At 59.5% G+C, this 17998-nt stretch carries 11 protein-coding genes; 4 read left to right on the forward strand and 7 right to left on the reverse strand.

What is annotated here, in order from left to right:
• The 7 genes from C8D82_RS18030 to C8D82_RS18065 all read right to left on the reverse strand — a co-directional run.
• On the reverse strand, window positions 1-1592 hold a 1592-nt coding region (locus C8D82_RS18030; protein ID WP_133245282.1), incomplete at its 3' end, for a right-handed parallel beta-helix repeat-containing protein.
• A 1041-nt stretch (window positions 1593-2633) separates the two neighbouring features.
• A complete protein-coding gene (locus C8D82_RS18040) occupies window positions 2634-3110 on the reverse strand; it encodes a MerR family transcriptional regulator (RefSeq protein WP_116885686.1) in 477 nt (158 codons plus the stop codon).
• Window positions 3111-3270: 160 nt separating this feature from the next.
• Window positions 3271-5217, reverse strand: coding sequence for a glycoside hydrolase 5 family protein (locus tag C8D82_RS18045; RefSeq protein WP_133245283.1), 1947 nt, complete (start codon window positions 5215-5217; stop codon window positions 3271-3273).
• Between the two features lie 136 nt (window positions 5218-5353).
• Window positions 5354-7732 (reverse strand): heparinase II/III domain-containing protein, encoded by a 2379-nt coding sequence (locus tag C8D82_RS18050; RefSeq protein WP_116885688.1) that lies wholly within the window; start codon window positions 7730-7732, stop codon window positions 5354-5356.
• A gap of 15 nt (window positions 7733-7747) precedes the next feature.
• Window positions 7748-8524: a prepilin-type N-terminal cleavage/methylation domain-containing protein gene (locus C8D82_RS18055; protein ID WP_116885689.1), complete on the reverse strand. Its 777-nt coding sequence runs from the start codon at window positions 8522-8524 to the stop codon at window positions 7748-7750.
• A gap of 25 nt (window positions 8525-8549) precedes the next feature.
• Window positions 8550-9596, reverse strand: a complete 1047-nt coding sequence (locus C8D82_RS18060; protein WP_165833181.1) for a GntR family transcriptional regulator — start codon at window positions 9594-9596, stop codon at window positions 8550-8552.
• Window positions 9597-9822: 226 nt separating this feature from the next.
• Window positions 9823-11430, reverse strand: a complete 1608-nt coding sequence (locus tag C8D82_RS18065; RefSeq protein WP_116885691.1) for an ATP-binding cassette domain-containing protein — start codon at window positions 11428-11430, stop codon at window positions 9823-9825.
• Window positions 11431-11738: 308 nt separating this feature from the next.
• Between C8D82_RS18065 and C8D82_RS18070 the strand changes: the two genes are divergently transcribed.
• From C8D82_RS18070 to C8D82_RS18085, 4 genes are all read left to right on the forward strand, one after another.
• Complete coding sequence (locus C8D82_RS18070) at window positions 11739-12776, forward strand: LacI family DNA-binding transcriptional regulator (protein ID WP_116885692.1); 1038 nt, start codon at window positions 11739-11741, stop codon at window positions 12774-12776.
• 36 nt (window positions 12777-12812) lie between these two features.
• The gene (locus C8D82_RS22200; protein WP_165833182.1) at window positions 12813-13544 is read left to right on the forward strand and encodes a prepilin-type N-terminal cleavage/methylation domain-containing protein; all 732 of its coding nucleotides are present in this window, start codon (window positions 12813-12815) and stop codon (window positions 13542-13544) included.
• 21 nt (window positions 13545-13565) lie between these two features.
• Window positions 13566-17228, forward strand: coding sequence for a hypothetical protein (locus C8D82_RS18080; RefSeq protein ID WP_116885693.1), 3663 nt, complete (start codon window positions 13566-13568; stop codon window positions 17226-17228).
• Between the two features lie 284 nt (window positions 17229-17512).
• Window positions 17513-17908: a hypothetical protein gene (locus tag C8D82_RS18085; protein WP_116885694.1), complete on the forward strand. Its 396-nt coding sequence runs from the start codon at window positions 17513-17515 to the stop codon at window positions 17906-17908.
• The last annotated feature ends 90 nt before the right edge of the window (window positions 17909-17998 follow it).

The raw sequence follows: 17998 nt of genomic DNA on the forward strand, positions 1-17998 counted from the left end.
CCGGTGCCGAACGTCGCACGGTCCGCCGCCGGCACAAGCTGTTCCGCCGAAGCCGGCGCATCCGCGCCAAAGAAATCGGCAGGCCAGTTCACCGCGATCTTCACCGCCACATCCGAAGGAACCGTCACCGAGTCCGAAACCGAAGGATCAATGGTCACGGCACCTTTGCTTCCATCCGCAATCGTGATGGAAGCGACCCCCTCAGGCAGGCTGTCGATCACAACCGAACCGCCGTCATTGGCGGTCAAGGTTAACTGGCCGTCACGGAAAACATATCTGCCATTCGTAATCGAGATGCTGTCGCCAACCTTGAAAGTGATCCCCTCCGGTACGCTGACCGAAGTGGTCGGAGTGGCTTCGGAAACGACGACCGTGCCCGTCACCGCATTGCTGATAGCGGTGGAAGCACTTTTGTAGAACATCACCATCTTGCCGTCGACCACCTGGGCGCCGCTCTTTTGCGAGTCGACGTAGACCACGGAATAATCGATGGTCAATTCGGAATAGATCGGTTGATTGTCATCATCGTAACCGGTTATGAAATTGGAAAAATCGACCTGTCCCTTCATGGAGTTGCCGAGTTCAGCCGGATCAGTGGTTCCCCAGTCATTATGAACGGCATCGACCACCTCATCAGCTTTATTCTGAATCGCGGTTTTGTTGTCGGAAATGGTATTGCCGGAAATCGCGACATCAGTGCCCGTCATCGAGTTTTCGACATAAACTCCGACTTTGGAATTGGTAACGGTATTTCCGGTGACATCAAATCCGGTCGGAACCGAACCGTCGGCATTCTCGCCGCGCAGCACGATTGCACCGTCATCCGCAGAAAGAGAAGAGAGGAATGACTGGTTAGCCTTATCGACGATGTTGTTCTGAACCGTAACCGTGCCGGAGCAAGCTCCGGCCACCTGGATGCCGTTGCGGCTCAGATTGGTCACGGTATTGCCGGAAATGGAGGAGTTGCCGGTCAACGCACTTGAGGAAACGCCGTGATGCTTGAAACCGTCGATCGTGTTGTTGTCGAATACGAAGTTTTCAAGGTTGCCGCCGAAGAACGCATCCTGTCCTTTTTTGGTTCCCTCTGCGGTTGCACCGACAAACCGGTTGCCGGTGATGGTCACATCGGCTGATTTTCCGCCCTGCGTCATATTCACGCCGTAGGCGGAGCCGGAGAACTGCGTACAGTCGAAAATGTTGTCTTCAACCGTCAGATTGCTCAGTACTCCGTCAGCGCCGAAGCCGTTATGTCCCTGCCCCGGCTCATACGCCATATAGATACCGCAGGCGGAACTGCCGTAGTTAGCCGTCTGCGGTTGAATGTTGAATCCCCTGATGGTCACACCGTCGGAATAGATGCCGAATCCGTTGGTGACAACAGTGCCGTGATCGGCGGCCCCCTGCAGCGTGACAGCCTTGCCTACCGTAATTTTCTCATCGAATGTTCCGGCGCCGACCTGAATGGTATCGCCGTCGGCCGACTGGTTGATCGCGGTCTGGATGGAGGTGAATGAATTGTTTTCAGCGGCTTCGCCGGCCTGAATTGCGGCCTGACGCGCCGCTTCGTCCGCATACACGTAATAAGTTGCCATGGTGTTACCTTCCCGTTTTTACATTTCTATATTATTTATAGGTTGAATTTCTGGAATTGAATGCAGGCGCTCCGGCTCCGTGACATTCCGGCCCTGACGGATTCCCGCCGGGCGGGAACACGGACAAACGTTCCCGGATCACGGCGGCAGGACCGAACCGTTTCCCGGCACGAAAAAGAAGCGGACAAAATACTGCAGCGGAAACCACCGGAAAGCTCCGCGGCGCCGCAGATCGAGAGGGAGACCTTTGAAAAAAGCGGACGCAGAAAAGCAGTGGATTCCGTATACTCCGGAGCCGGAATATAGAACGTTCTTCCATCGCGCGTGACAGAGGAGGCCACGCAAAATTCGGAGTAAACGGCAGAAAGGGGAGAATGCAGAAAATATTCCGTACTCATTTTTCCGATTTCCATCCGGCTGCAACCGGAAGCGGAATCGGCAACTGTCACATGGCAGTGTATATCAGACATGGAATCCCCCTCTTGTTCGTTATAATTTAACCTGTCGCAAATGTCAAGAGTAAAATCCTCTTTCTTCATCAAAAAAAGAATGAAACCAAAACAATCACATCACTTTAATTATCAATCACAATCCAACTTCTCCGGGAAGTCCGGCTCGATTGCGAATCCGGTTGTCAAATCAGACGCGGACAGTTGACTGAAATTCCGTCTCATTGTCAATTGCGGGCGTGAATATTCGACAATACGTCTTCAGACGAAAGATGAAAGCTCAACTCTTCCGGCGGCAGAAAACAACTATCCCGCTTCATGAGCTATGCTGATTGCACTTATTGTTACAGTAACGATACGGTTTGTTTATTTATTATTTATATCATAATAAAATAAACAAACTTAGTTTATTTTATACCAATCATTAGTAAATTTTAATTCGCCTATTTGAAGAAATAGAAAGAAATTGGATAATAGTGATAAAATTTTTACTATGACTTTTCTGCAAATAAGAATGCGTCGGCAGGCGATGTCACAGGACCGCCCGCCGGCGCGAGGGGGGGGAGATGGTTGAAAGGAGGAAGCCAGAGAGTTACAGGACGAGTTCAGGGACGATATCCGGTTCGGCTTTTTGCCGTGCCGCCGGATTGCAGGAATCCTGTCCGCGTCCCTCCAGCAGCCGTTTGTAATATTCCTTTTTGTATTTCAGCACTTCGAACTGCTGCTGCAGAGATTCGAGCTGCCGGCGCAGGCTTTCCTCCTGGCGGAAGATCATTTCGGCCCGCTCCGGAATGGTCGAATCTCCCTGTTCGCACATCCTGATATAGTGCCGTACCTGATCGATCGGCAGGCCGGTGGCCCGCAGGCAGTGCACCAGCCGCAGCCAGCTCAACGCATATTCGGAAAACATCCGGATATTGCCGCCCGTCCGGTCCACCGACGGAATCAGGCCGGAATTCTCATAGTAACGGATCGTGTATGCGGAGAGCCCCGTCAGTTCGGAAACCTCCTTGACGGTATATCTCGGCGTGCGGTCTTTCGACGGGGCAAAGGGGCGAATTTCAGCCATGGCAGGCTCTTTTCCTGTGAAGTTAAACTTACTGTAACTTTACAATAACGGGAAACCCGATGAAATACAAATCCTTTCCTCCGCTTTTTCGGATAAGGCGGAGGAAAAAATGACATGCGGAGAAACCGGCGGGCTCCCCGCGAAAAGACCGGGACGGTTTTCAGTTGTTGCAGCGGAACACCATCACGGCGGCGGAGTTGCCCGGCACCGTCAGCGCCCCCCATTCCATGCGTCCGCCGCACAATACCCGGTCGAACGCCCAGCCCGCTCCGGCGGTGATTGCATCCGTGATCGGATCAGGCGTATTGTTGACCGCGATCACCAGAAGCTCGCATCGCGCCAGCCGGTGTTCGGTCAGCGTCAGCGACGGATTCGTGCGGGTCACGCTGCGTTCCACTCCAGCTGCCGCGGCGGCCAGCTGGTAGATTTTGTAATAGGATTCCGAGCCGGGCAGGAATGCGCGCGGCTGATTCGCGGCGTGCCGTTCGATCGGCACCGACAGGAACAGCAGCTTGCCCTTGCCGTATGCCCGGGAGGTCATCACCGGTGTGCCGTCGCGGTCGGAAGCCAGCACTTCCGCATCACGCGCAGAAAGTTTCAGCAGCCGTTCGACAGGGCAGTACAGCTCCATGCCCGCCCCGATCACCGCGACCGGTTCGGTCGGCGCGGCGGTCCACACGATATCCACGCCGAAGGGAACGTTGAAAGGTTGAAGAGTTCCGCCGTCGCTGGTGACCAGCAGCGTCGCACCCTTTTCCACTTTATCCAGCAACGCCAGCCAGCGGCGGCGGTCGATCACGCGCAGTCCGCGCACCGAGGGCAGGATATAGAACTTCGATTCGGGCAGCTCCTGATCTGCGGTCGCAAATTCCACGTCGAAGCCGGCCTGTTTGGCCAGCAGGAAGCTCGAATAGCCGACGCCCCAGTTGTCCTGTTCATGGCTCAGGATCACCACCGCGTCCCGCCGGAAGGGCGGAATCGTGCGCAGGTTCAGCCGGTCGAGCGCGCGGCTGAACTCCCGCAGTGCGATCAGCGCCGGCTTGGGTTCGCGGTTGGAACGGACCAGACCGAGCTCCCGCTCAATGGCCATCCAGTCGTACGGAGTTTCTTCGAGCTGATCCTGATCGAATGCGCACCACCAGAGCATCCCCCGGCAGTCGTGCGCAAAGCCGTTCCAGAGCATCGCGCGCATCAGGTTGGCCGCATTGGAGTCGCCGGACTGGGAGGGCCCCAGCGTTCCGGCCTCCTCGATGAAGGCATCGACGCGCCCGACGTCGCCGTAGAGGCGGGTTTCGGCTGTCGCGTGAAACGCATTGCGCATCGTATGGATCGGATCGAGATTGCAGTGCGGCGTAAACAAAGGATACGGATGGGTGGTCAGCACATCGGTCAATTCCGCCTGCTCGCCGATATTCCACAGGCCGTTTTCCTTGAACGCGGTCAGGCTGTGCATGCCGGAGACCACCGGGCGGGAAGCGTCCTCCACCCGGATCGCCGCCGAGATCGCATTGGTCCACGCCCACGCCGCATCCGGGTTGCCTTCGACCGGGCCCATGCAGTTGCACTCATTGCCGAGGTCCCACGCGGCAATCGCGGTCTCGTTCCTCAGTTCCGAAACCAGATGCCGCACCATCCGCACCTCCCACTTCAGCGCGGTCGGGTCGGTCAGCACATTGACGCCGGAAAACGCCGGAGGCACGAACATCCGCCCCGACATCCATCCGGTGACCAGCCCGACGATCAGCCGGAGCCTGTATTCGGCGGCATAGGCGCACAGCGTGCGGAAGCGCTCCACCATCACCGGATCGACTCCCGCGCGCCCTGCCGGCGTATCCGGCAGCGGTTGTTCGCCGAAGCGCATCTCCACAAAGCTCTGGCCCCCTGCGGTATGGCGGCTGATCGGCTGGAAGTCCGGCCACAGCGGAAACACCCGCAGCACCTCCACTGCGTTTTCACTGAGCAGTTTCAGGTCGGCACGCACCGTATCGGCGTCCCATTTGCGCCACATCGCAATTCCGGCATGGCTGGCCCAGTAGTTGCAGCCGACGAAAAAACGGCCTCCGGCCTCGAACATTCCACGTTGCGTCTCTTTGCGTTTCTGTGACATATCTCCCCTTTCTTACCGGTATGTGTATGGTGTGACTCCGTCCACTTACTATAGCTTCGTTTACGGATATTGCAACACACTCCGGGGCGGGATTTCGCCATGTTCGTCGAAGGCGAAATCCCCGGCATCATGACGATTACGGGAGACCGGTTCCGGTAAAAGCGGCTTCGATGCCGGAGGAGAACAGCAGCGTGTTCCCGGAATTCACCGCCTCATCCGATACGACCGGAATCGTGATTTCGGCCAACTTCCCGCCGTCGGGAGATTTCAGAGTCCCGGTGAGCGCGGCGGCGGAAACGGCAAGTTCCATCACATACTCTTCACCGTACTTCCAATTGAAATTGGAACGGCACTCCACCGGCCTGATTCCGGCGACGGATTCCCACTGGCCGTTTTTGCGCTGCTTGAGTTCGAGAAAACGGCGGCTGCCGCCGGAAGCCGGAGACTCGCAGAACGAAAACAAAAACTGGTTCCGGGCGTCCCGGTGGATTCCGACACCGCAGCTTTTCCAAGCGGAGTCCGCACCGTATTTGCGGATCGGCTTCACCGTGGTCCTGACCGTCCTTCCCGGTTTCAGCGGCAGCGCGGAAAGCACCCGCTCTTCGCGGGGCTGCCGTTTCATTCCGAGCGTCACCGGTTCGCCGGGCTGCCATGCCCGCGCAGGCTGCGGTTTCAGGCGAACCGTGTAGGCCAGAGAGCCGTCGGCGGGAACCGCCTGTTCAAACGCGATCATCCGGCAGCCGGGATTCGGAGCGTCCCATTCGGCTTCCAGCTCCTTCGTATCAGTGATGCTCCATTTGCCCGGTTGCGGCGAATCGACTTCGATCAGCAGCCGTTTTTCACCGTTCGCCAGAAGGAGGTTCCTCTTTTGTATTTCCGCATCGCTTCCCTGGATCAGCATCTGCCAGCGTACCACGGCGCCCGGCTTCGCACCTTCGATCCGGTCCGAAATTTCAACACTCCGGTCCGGCAGCAGCCGGAAGGAACGGGTCAGGTTCTTCGCCTGCCCCGCATAGACCGGCGAGAGGTCGACGACCGCCGAATTTTCCGTGCAACCGGTGATCTCCGCCTTGTTTGCGGCCTGCTGTAACTGCCCGTCGATCATCAGGATATTGTGGCTCAGGGGGCCGAAGCGGAAGATTTTCCAGCGGTCCGACTCCTGTGCGGAGTTCCACAGCGTCATCCCGCGCGCCAGAAACTTGTCATAGTTGTCCTGCCCCAGATCGGCGGCCCAGCGCACTCCGTCAACTTCATAGACGAAGCTGCCGGCATCCATGTGGCCGTGCGCCCACGACGGCGAACCCGCCTTGACGCCGAGGTAGGCCGCGTCGTCGGACCAGTCCGAACGGAACATCGCCACCGGTACCGCCGCATCCGCGCCGCTGAAATAGGACTTCGGCGGCTCCCGGTCCGTTTTCCGGTAGTCGGAAAAGAAGATCATCGCCAGCGGCAGCATCCGGGGGCCGCCTTTGCTCACGTCGGCATTCCGGCGCGCCCCCGCGTTCAGCAGCTCCTGCTGCGCCCAGGCGGACATCCAGTCGGGACGGTTGAACCGCTTGGGCAGCCACACCTGCGCGAAATCGACGCCGATGAACGGCACCGAATCCGCATAGCTGAAACTCCTGCCGCTCGGCGCGCGCACCGCCAGCACGTAGTCGCCGGTCTCGCTGAAGCCGGGCATCGAAGCCAGCCCGAAATCCGTGCCCAACGCACTCTCAAGCATCGCCAGCAGCGCGACGTTGAATTCACTGCCGTAACTCCAGTAGACCGGCCCCTCCGGATAGGCGCCTTTGGGATAGTAGGAGGCGCGCATCGCCGGCGGCAGGCAGTTGACCGCCCGCGCAATGGTTTTCGCGGCAAGTTCCGGGTTTCTCTCGAAAACCGCAAGCGCGCCGGCCGTCATTCCGGCGTGGCAGACCTGATTCCAGTTGTTCGTCCCTTTCACCCACCAGTTGTAGCGGGGTTCGCCGTAGGAAGGCAGGATCCCCTTTTCGATGATCGCCTGTTCAAAGAGCTGCCGGTCGTTTTCATCCAGCAGGTCGTAGAGCCAGTCGTACCCGAACGCCATCGCCAGCGTCAGTTCGGCGACATCCAGAAAATGCTGCGGATTCCAGTCCGGAAACGCCGCCGCGTTGCGCATCTCCGCGACCGCTTTATCGGCGTAGCGGCGGTCGCCGCTCAGCCGGTAGGCGATCGCCAGCGTATTGATCCGGTACAGGATATTCCGGCTCACCGAAAGCATCTGGTTGCCGGTCATCCGCCGCTCCACCACCGGATAGCCGAGCATCTTCCCGGCGTCGTGCAGGATACGGCCCGTCATCGCACTTCCGGTTGCGGTTTTGCGGCTCTCCTCCAAAGTCCTGTAGTCCCGCAGGAAGAGCCGGGGATGGCCGGAAGCGTTTTCCGCAAACAGCCGGGAAACCTCCTGCGGCGAAGCCTCCCGCGGAGCGGCGGCGAGGGCCAGCGCGGCCAGCGAGACCATCACAGCCGCACAGATTTTCAATATCGTATTCATAATCAGATTTTCCGATCAATATTTCTTACCACGGTTCAGATCGATTCCCATATACAGCGAACTGCCGCTGCCCGTTCCCCAGCCGCCGATATCATCCATTTTCACAGTGGCGACATGTCCATCCACATACTGTACATTAGTAAGCCCGCCGCGCAACGGCATATAGTTGTCACGCCCATTGGGAGTCTCATATCTTTGCTTATATTCTCCGGGACCTCCATGCCGATAGGCTGCATGTCGGTTCCAGTTTCCTTTTGCATTGTCTCCGGCAATATTGTCAAAAGTCTGCACCACAATAGTCGGCTTCTGAAAGGAGCTCAATTTCCGGCAGAAAGCATCGTTGCGATCTCCATACCAACTGTTGCCTGAACCGTTGCAGAGAATATTCAGCGCATAATGGGTGCGCCGGAAATCCCCTGCACTCGCCCAACCGAATTTTGTGGCTTCCGCCGGGCAGGCAAATGTCCCTTTCGTGGAATTGATCCCGAAGTAACTCAGTCCGTAATTCCCTTCGGGACAGACCTTGTTGTTCTCGTCCTTGCCGGCGAAAATATAGTACCAGTAGAGTTCGTTTCCCCTGGCGTCCAGCCGCATCTCCGGGACCAGCCAGTCGTCATTGTCTCCCGCGTAGAAATTGTGCGCGGCTCCGATCTGCTTGAGATTGCTCATGCAGCTGGCGCGATGGGCGACCATCCGCGCCTTGTTCAGCGCCGGAAGCAGCATCGCCGCCAGAATGGCTATGATCGCAATCACGACCAGCAGTTCAATTAAGGTAAAACTTTTCTTTGACATGTCTGATACTCCTTCTCGTTGGAGGTTAAATCAGGAACGGACAATTGTTGACGATATAACTCATAGTGAAAATCTCCCGGATCGCCTGATCGGGCAGCTCCCGGTTCACCCGCCCGGCCAGATACCGGACCGCCCGGCGGCACATATCCCCGAACGGAATGCGCCCGTAGGAGATCGAACCCGACGGAAACGAGGCGCAATCCTGCACGTCATCAAAGCAGAATACATACGGTTTGCGCAGCAGCCTTCCGTCGCATTTCTCACAGGCGGTGTACACCCGCGACAGGTGGTATTCGCAGCTGACGAAAATCACATCCGGCTGTTCCGCCTCCAGCCGCTGCGCGATCTTCTCATATTCGCGGCAGTCATCCCAGGAGATGATCAGCTCCTCCCGCACCGGAATCCCCAATATTTCGTGGGCGCGGCGGTATCCGAGTTCACGCATGAAAGGAGCATAATTCCTGTCGGTCATGGAGCCGCCCGCGAACAGGATTTTCCCCGCGCCGTTCTGCAGCATCCGCCGTACCACCTGCGCAACGGCCGCCGCATAGTCGACCGCCACATACCCCAGATTCGGATCGTCGGTGACGCGGTTCAACAGCAGCGTCGGCTTCCGGGCCGCCAGCCGGGAGGCCTGCGGAAAATCCTCCGCATCCAGAAACAGGAAGAACGCCGCGTCCACATTCTCCCCCGCCAGCAGCTCTTCCTTGCTGCGCAGCAGCAGATTGCAGTTGCACTCCGCACACGCCTTCTGGGAAGCCGACAGCACTTCGGTCATGAAGCTGCGCGGCGCTCCCCATTCCGGATGCACTTCGACGCCGATTTCCACGCGCCTGGCCCCGGAGGACTCCGAAGCTCCCGGAACCTTCACAAAGGAACCGACGCCGGAGCGGCGGAAAATCCTGCCGTCCTCCTCCAGCCGCGTCAACGCCCGCCGCACCGTCATCCGACTGGCTCCGAACTCGTTGACCAGATCTTTTTCCGACGGCAACTGCATCCCCGGAGCCAGCGCATGACATTCGATCCGGCTCAACAACGATTCATAGATAAAATGGTATCCGTTCTTCTGCATGGGTCCCTTTCGCCATGTATACATATCTAGTATACCTGTATATATTATAGCAAAGATGAGGCCCCTTGTCAATAGTGAAACGGAATTATTTCAAAAAATTGCGACGGTCCAGTCTGTCTGTCCCGAGCACCGGCCAGAAAATTGCCGGAAATCCCCGCACACAGGAGTATGCGCAGGCATTTCCGGCACTGTTTTCAGTATCGTCGCTCCGATTCAGCGGGAACCGTCATTTCCCTTTGGCGCGGCGCTTCTTGAAGTCCTCGTATTCGGCGAGAGTGCCGGGGAAGTCGATGACCTTGCCGTCATTGTCGATTTCGATAATGCGGGTGGCCAGGCTGCTGATGAATTCGCGGTCGTGGCTGACGAAGATCACGGTGTTCTTGAAGAGCGTCAGCGAATAGTTCAACGCCTCGATCGATTCGAGGTCGAGATGGTTGGTCGGCTCGTCGAGCGCGAGCACATTGCCCGCTTCGAGCATCATCTTCGCGAGGATCAGGCGGGCCTTTTCGCCACCCGACAGCACCTTCACGAACTTGTTGACCTCGTCGCCGCTGAAAAGCATCTTGCCCATGAAGGAACGCAGCTCCATCTCGTTCAGCCCCTCCTCCGGGGCGAACCGGGCCAGCCAGTCGATCGCGCGGTCCTCCATATTCAGGATGTCGGAGGCGTCCTGCGGGAAGTAGCTCAACTGCACGGTTTCGCCGTGGACCACGTCGCCGTCGTTCGGCTCGATCAGCTTGAGCAGCAGCTTCAGCAGCGTGGTCTTACCGACGCCGTTGGTGCCGATGATCGCGACCTTTTCCTCATTGCCGATGGTGATGTCGACATCCTTGAAAAGGGTATGGTCGTACATCTTGCCGATTCCGGCGGCTTCCAGCACTTTCGAGCCGAGCCGGGTGCGCGGATTGAAGCGGATGTACGGCGAAACGCGGCTGGAAGGCTTGATCTCCTCAAGCTGAATTTTCTCCAGCTCCTTCTGGCGGCTGGTGGCCTGCCGCGCCTTGGAGGCGTTCGCGCCGAACCGGTTGATGAACTCCTTGAGCTCGGAGATGCGGCTCTCCTTTTTGGCGTTTTCGCGCCGGACGCGCTCAAGCGCGATTTCATTCGCGGTCATGAAGTCATCGTAGTTGCCGGTGAACAGGCGGATCTCCTGATAGTCAAGGTCGGCGATATGGGTGCAGACCTCGTTCAGGAAGTAGCGGTTGTGGGAGATCACGATCACCGTGCCCTTGTGGTTCTTGAGCAGATTGCAGAGCCAGTCGATGCTGCTGATGTCGAGGTGGTTGGTCGGCTCGTCGAGCAGCAGGATGTCGGGGTTGTAGAACAACACCTGCGCGAGCAGCACCCGCAGCTTGAAACCGCCGGTCAGGCTGGAAAGCGGCTGGTTGTGCTTTTCGACCGGAATGCCGAGGCCGACGAGCAGCTTGGCCGCATCGGCTTCCATCGTATAGCCGCCCGCGTCGCCGAAAAGCCCTTCGATATCGTTGGCGCGCTCCTCCTCCTCCTCGGTGAGTTCGAGCTTGCTGTAGAGATATTCGCGTTCCTGATGGATCTTCCAGAGGTTCTCGTTGCCCATGTAGACCACATCGAGAATCGGAACGTCTTCGTAATCATAGTGGTTCTGTTTCAGGAACCCCATGCGGCAGTCCTTGTCGATCGCGACCGATCCGGTGGTGGAATCCTGCTGGCCGGAGAGAATCTTCATGAAAGTCGATTTGCCGGAACCGTTCGCGCCGATCAGGCCGTAACGGCAGCCGGAATTGAACTTGACGGAGACGTTCTCGAACAGCATCTGCTGCCCGAACCGCATCGAAACATCGGTTGCTGCGATCATTTTTGCTGCGTGAATCCTTGATGATGATTGTGTTAACGTAAAATAAACCGTGATAATATAGCACCTCGGCCGGCTTTTTTCCACCCGTTCCGCTTTGGAATTGAGGAAACTTTCCCGGCCATCCGGGAGATTTTCAGGAAAATTACGGATTTTTTCCGTTCCGCTATTGACATCGGGAATAAGTTTTGGTATAATTAATCAGAGTTTAACGTTTCAGCCAAATTTCGTTTCTTATTTTCAATTTCTGAAAAATATGGTTGAAATCAGGAACAGATACAGGTTTATCGTTTAATCAATCAGGAGTAAAAATGGGACGGGTCAGTCTGAAGGACGTGGCGGAAGCCGCAGGCGTGTCGGCGGTGACGGCGTCGATCGTGCTGAACGGCAGCGGCAGCGGCAGCCGGGTCCGGGTCAGCGCGGCACGGAGGGCTGAAATCCAGGCGATCGCGGCACGGCTCGGTTACCGCGCGAATGCGGCGGGGCGGATTCTGAAAAGCAAGAGCCTCAGCGATATCGGGCTGCTGTTCTTCGAGGAGACCAGACACATCCGCGAACACGCCGGGTTCACGGATATGAACCTCCAATTCAGCCGGATCAGCCGCGAATACGGGCGGCGTTACCAGGTGGACTGGTTCGACCCCTTCCGGCATCCCGACGAGGTCCCGGCAATCCTGACCGACGGCCTGATCGGGGGGCTGCTGATCGCGGGAAATCCGATCGGGGCCTCCGAACAGTATTTGCGCGAAAGCTGCACGCTCCCCATCGTCCGCCTCGACGAACCGGGCAAGCATTCGGTGAGGTTCGATCCGCAGCCCGCCTTCCGGCAGGCGCTGGAATATCTGGCCGCGACCGGCCATCGCCGCCTCGGGCTGGTCAACGGGCCGGAAACGCTGCCGTACTTCCGGAATCTTCACAGCGCCTTCCGCGAAAGCTGCGCGCGCTTCGGCCTGACCGTCGACGAGGAGCTTTTCTATGAGGCCGATCCCTACGGCGATTTCGCGCTGGACGCGGTGCTGGCGGGGCGGCGGCTTTTCGACCGCCCGGACCGCCCCGACGCCGTGATGGTCAGCAGCGGCATCCTGGTCAAAAGCATTGTCGTGCAGGCGCTGCAGCGCGGAGTGCGGATTCCCGCCGACGCCAGCATCGTCGCATTCGGCACCAATGACTGGGAGGCGTACAAGTTCGTCCCCCGCCTCACCGCCGTGGAACGCAACTACGCCGGGATCATCGAAGCCGGAGTCGCGATGCTCTGCGAACTGATGGACAAAGGTGCCGTGCAGGTTCCGCAAGTGACGGTTCCGGAGCGTTTCTCCATCCGGGACAGCACCGCAAACCGGCTCGCGTAACCGCAGGAACTTCAACTTCAACAAAAGGCACAGGAAATGAAACTGAAAAACAGCGCTGCCCCGGCGGTTTATCCGTCACTTCCGTCTTGCAAATTTACATTGATTGAATTGCTTATAGTAATAGCAATCATAGCGATCCTGGCGGCGATGCTGCTGCCTGCACTGAACAAGGCGCGGGACAAGGCCCGGATGAGCGCCTGCGCAGGCAACCTGCGCCAACTGACCATGATGAGCATCGGCTATGCGCTGGACAACGGGGAAATGCAGCCCCCGATGCGCGAGGCGAACGACAAACCGTGGTGGCACAATATGCTGTTGAAGTACTGTTATCCGGGTCGCGGTTATTCGACGACCAAAGACGCGGTCTTCCAGATCAACAACAAAAACGACGGGAACAAGGAGGAGCTGCGCAAGGTTTACTTCTCCTGCCCGGCAGCGGCGGCAACCGGACGCATGGTCACGCCGTCCTATGCGCGCAACTTCTATTTGTATCTGCCCGGCTCGAACCAGTGGTTTTCGGCGCCGCAGCTGACCCGGGGACGATATCCGGCGCAGACGCTCTTCTACGCCGACACGATCGTCAAGATCACCGCGAACTACAACCAGTGCGACGCCAACCTCAGCCCGGCCAAAGTCGGCGGAATGCACAACGGGCGCGTGAACGTCTCCTGGGTAGACGGCCACGCCTCGGTCGCGTTGATCCCCCAGCTGACCAATGACGCCGTCGCCCCCGCCGGGCCGAACGACATCTGGAACCTGATCCGCTGACCATTACATAAGGAGTGATCCATGCTTTTCAAATCCGTGATACCGGCGGGCCTGCTGCTCGCGCTCGAACTGGCCGCCGCGCCGATCCGGCAGGATCAGCCCGCCCGGACCAACTTCAACGCCACCCACAACTGGACGACCGCCAGTGCGGGAAAGGCGGCGGCCCTGATTCCGAACCGGCCGATTCCGGACCAGCCCTTTTTTGAATACCGCTTCGACTGCCCCGCGCCGGGCAATTACCGGGTCTGGGGACGCACGTTCGACCCGAAGTGGTCCAGCCCCGGACGCTGGCGGATCGACGGCGGAGAGTGGCGGGAATGGAAGCCGCAGGCACGGGTGGACCGGGAGGTGTTCCAGCGTAACTTCCCGCTGGACTGGTGTCTGTGGGGCGAAGCGGAGCTGGAGGCCGGACCTCACCTGCTCCGCTTCGAGGCGACCGGCAAACGGCCGCGCGGGGACTACTACTATTTCGTGCAGGATGCGCTGCTGCTCACCGACGATCCGGATTTCCGCCCCGCGGGACGTTTTTCCCCGGCGGAGCAAGAGGCGCAGCGGAAAGGCGCCGAACAGCTCGCCGCCCTGCCCGATGACGGGAAAAAGGCGCTGCTGAGTCTCCGGGTGGAAAAACTGCGCTGCGAAGCCGGCAAACTGCACTTCACCGCCGTGATGAACCGCCCTTTCAAGGGGCGGCTGCTGGCGGCTTTCACCCGGGGCGGCGCACTGTACGCGGTCGTCCCGCTGGAAGCCGACGGCCGGAACCGCACGACCGAGTTTGAACTTGATCTTCCGTCCGGCCTGCCGGCAGGTAAGCTGAAACTCTATTTGTTCCCGCTCGGAACTCCATTCGGCTACGGCGAACCCGGCAGTCTGGTTTGGGCAGAAGGCGACCGGCGAGGCCTGCCGCTGTCGTGGGGCGTCTACCGCAGCCGCTCCGGCATCCGCCACTTCTGGTACGTGACGCCGGGCAACGTGCTGGTCTGGGACGGAGAACCCTACCTGCCCTTCGGCGGCATGATCAACACCCGGCTCTCCTGGGCCGCCAGACAGGGAGAACCGGAAAATTCCGGCTTCCTGAACGGCGGGCGCAACCTCCTCAAGGGGCGGATCGCGCAATTGAAATCCTACGGACTGCGCGACATCTATTTCAACGGCTTCTTTCCCCGCTCCAATCCGAACGTGCTGCGCGAGGTGGTCAATCTGGCCGAGGCGGAGGGGATGAATTACGGCCTGCACCTGTCGGATTTTCCCCGCGAATCCGATCCGGGTTTCGTGCGCGATCCGGCGCGCGGCGTACCACTCAAGGCGGGAACCGCCTCGCACCGGCTCGACGCGGCAAAGGACTTCCTGCCGGGACGCAGACCGAAAAAGCTGCCCGAACTGAAATTCCCCTGCCGCGTCCTCTACGCGGTGGTCGATGCGGAAGGCATCGCCCGCGAAGGCGGCGTGGCCACGCTCGACGCAGCCGGTTCCGCCGAAGTGAAATTCCGGACTCAGGCGCGCGACGGCGACCGCCTGGTCTATCTGCCCGAAATACCGCTGGCCGCCTCCGATCCCGCCGGATACTTCGGCGGTCTTGAGGACTACCTCGCCAAGGTGCGGGCGGTCTACGGTTCGCTGCCGCTCGGGGAACATTTCCGTTTCTTCATCGACCCGCTCTCCAACGAGATGCACACCCGGCCGACCGGCGTTCCGACCACCGCGGCATTTCAGGAGCGGCGCGCCGCCTTCCTTGCGAAGCGGTACGGTTCGGTTGCGGAGCTGAACCGCATCTGCCGGGCGCGCGGCGCATCCGTCTCCGACTTCACCACCGCCGCCCGGCTGGTGCCGCTGGCGGCCAACGGCCGCTCCAGCTGCTGGATCGATCCCGAAACCGGCCGGCTGTTCCGGTTCGACGACCAAAACGGCCAGACCCTGCGCGACCTCAAGGAGCTGCGCGGCGAAGTCTGCCGCGAAGTGATCAACCGGGTCGTCGCCGTGTTGAAGGAGATCGCCGACGTGCCGGTGCTGCTCAAACACAACACCTGGTTCAGCGACTGGTTCGTGAACCCGCTCGAAAAGGGCGGCGCGGACGGCACCGGCATGGAAGCGTACTGCTACGGCGACAGCCTCGCCTATCACAATTCCGCCGTGGTCTACGCCGAGGCGATGCAGTCGCGCCGCACCCAGTGGTGCCCGGTGACCGAAAGTTCGGCGGCGGCCTTCGAGGGGCAGAAAGAGTACTGCGGCTATCCCGACCGGCTGCAGATGCTGGACGACATCGACCAGCTGATGATGCTCGGCGCCAAAGGCTTCTACCATTTCGGCCTCATGTTCGATCCGGATGGGGGCCGCTTCTTCACCACGGAGCTGACCCGCGATCCGCGCCAGCTGGAGTGGCTCGCGACCCACGCGAAACTCTACCGCGACGCGGGCCGGAAGCTGCTGGAAGCCCGGCCGGAATACCACGGCTGGTATCCCGGTTACCTGCGCGAAGGCGAAGCAGCGGGCAACCTCGCGCGCACCTATGACATCGACGGCAACTACATGGGAACTTCCGCCCAGATCCGCATGGCGCCGGACGGACGGTGGATTCTGCCCGCCGTGAATCCCGACGCCCCGTTCCGCACCCTGCTGGTCGCCGAGCCGCTGCTGACCGCGCTGCAGGCAAAAGAGGCCGCCCTCCATCCGGCGGCGCGGCGCCTGACCGCGAAGACCCTCGACAGCTTCACCGCCCACGGGATCGGGGTCATCCCGCCGGAGCCGGGGAATCCGAATCAGCTGCAGGAGTTCCGGCGCAGGGTGCTCGACTGCGAAACCTTCCAGACCGAAGAGCTGAACGGGCTGCGGCTGCCGGACGGCCGGCTGCTGGTCTGGGTCTGCGTCGAACGCGAACAGGCCGAAATCACGCTGCCGCCCGGAGCGCGGGCCGTCAATCTCAAGGGGGAACCGCTGCCGGCCGAAAACAACCGCCTTACGCTGAAACGCGCCCCTTACGCGCTCAGCCGCGACAACCTGCCGCCGCACTTCCCGAACGGCTATTACAATGCGGATAACGGCCAGCCGGAGACCGCCTGTCTGACCGGCGTGACGATGGAGGAGCTGCAAAAGCGGAACGCCCCCGCATTCCGCCGCTGGCTCCCCGCCGCGCTGGCTCCGGCGGAGGTGGCGGTGTACCGCGAGGCGGAAGCGTTCCGTTCGACGACCTTTCCGCAGCCGTCGCTGGTGGGTTACTCCCGCTACAGCGGCGGGCGGGCGATTGGCATCAACACCCACTGGGCGCCTCCGGCTGGCAGGGAATACGAGGCCGTCTACGACTTCGAGCTGTCGCGGCCGCTCGCGAATGCGCAATTCCACCTGCGCAAACAAGTTTCACCGTCGATGGAGCTGGAAATCCTGATCGACGGGCGAAGCGCGGCCCGGATCGCCGCCAATGCTCCGGCCACCGACCGGATGCACCTGAGCCCGTGGAACGCCGGGCTGGGCAAGAACCGGCTGGAGGTCGGCTACTCGTCCGCCCCGCTCGGCGCGCTGGCGGCGGGGAAGCATACGCTGACGATCCGCGCACTCGGCCGAAGCCCCGGCTACGCGATCGATACACAGCTGATGGGAGACGCCGCCGCAAAGGATACCGGAGTGCAGGGACGTTCCGACGACGACGGCATGCGCGCATTGCAGCTCGACAGCTGGCTGATCGCCGAAAAGTAGACCCGGAAGCGGCGTCTCCCGCTTCACGCTGTACCGGCGGGTGGTGGTTCCGCTGCTGATTATTCTGATCAATCTGCTGATCCGCCTCGGCGGTGAGCTCACCCTGTACCTGATCAATCGACATAGAAAACACAAACTAAACCAAACAATACCATAAAACATATAAAAAACACAATATTTTTGATATTTTTTGAAAATTATAATTTGACATTCTCTATTTATGGGTCTATTATAACAACAGAAGGCAGGAGCTACACTCTACTTTGATAGAATAAGGTTGTAAAATGGAAGTAATAAATCTGCGTACCATCATCAGTTCACTCTTATGGACGGTCTGTGCTTTCATTTTTCTTCCGGAAGCCGGAGCAGGCGCTCCTTCCGAACGGCGGTTCGTGAAAGCGATTCCGTTCAGCGACGATGGCATACTGGAAGAGGCTTCCATGCCGGAGGCGACACAATATGAGTTCCAGGGAATCTGCAGAAGCCGGGCGGTCCTGTTCATCGATTCGGAAAAACACAAACCGTATCATCCAGTGGAGGCTGTACGTGAAATTCCGGTTTTCACGGCTGGAACTTTCCATACACAATATCGGACAATTCAGACCAGGCGAAGAGGAGCCGTTGCATTCGTGAAAGAGTTCCTGCAACCATCGATCCCGGCACGGGCCGCCCCGGCGTAAGGCGCCCAGGCCGTACAGTCTGTCGCCCGGAGGAGAGCGTCGCAGGCGAGGAGTCCCGGCAAGGAGAAATTGCGGAGGAACGGAAAGTGA

Source organism: Victivallis vadensis, assembly GCF_003096415.1.
Classification (GTDB): domain Bacteria; phylum Verrucomicrobiota; class Lentisphaeria; order Victivallales; family Victivallaceae; genus Victivallis; species Victivallis vadensis.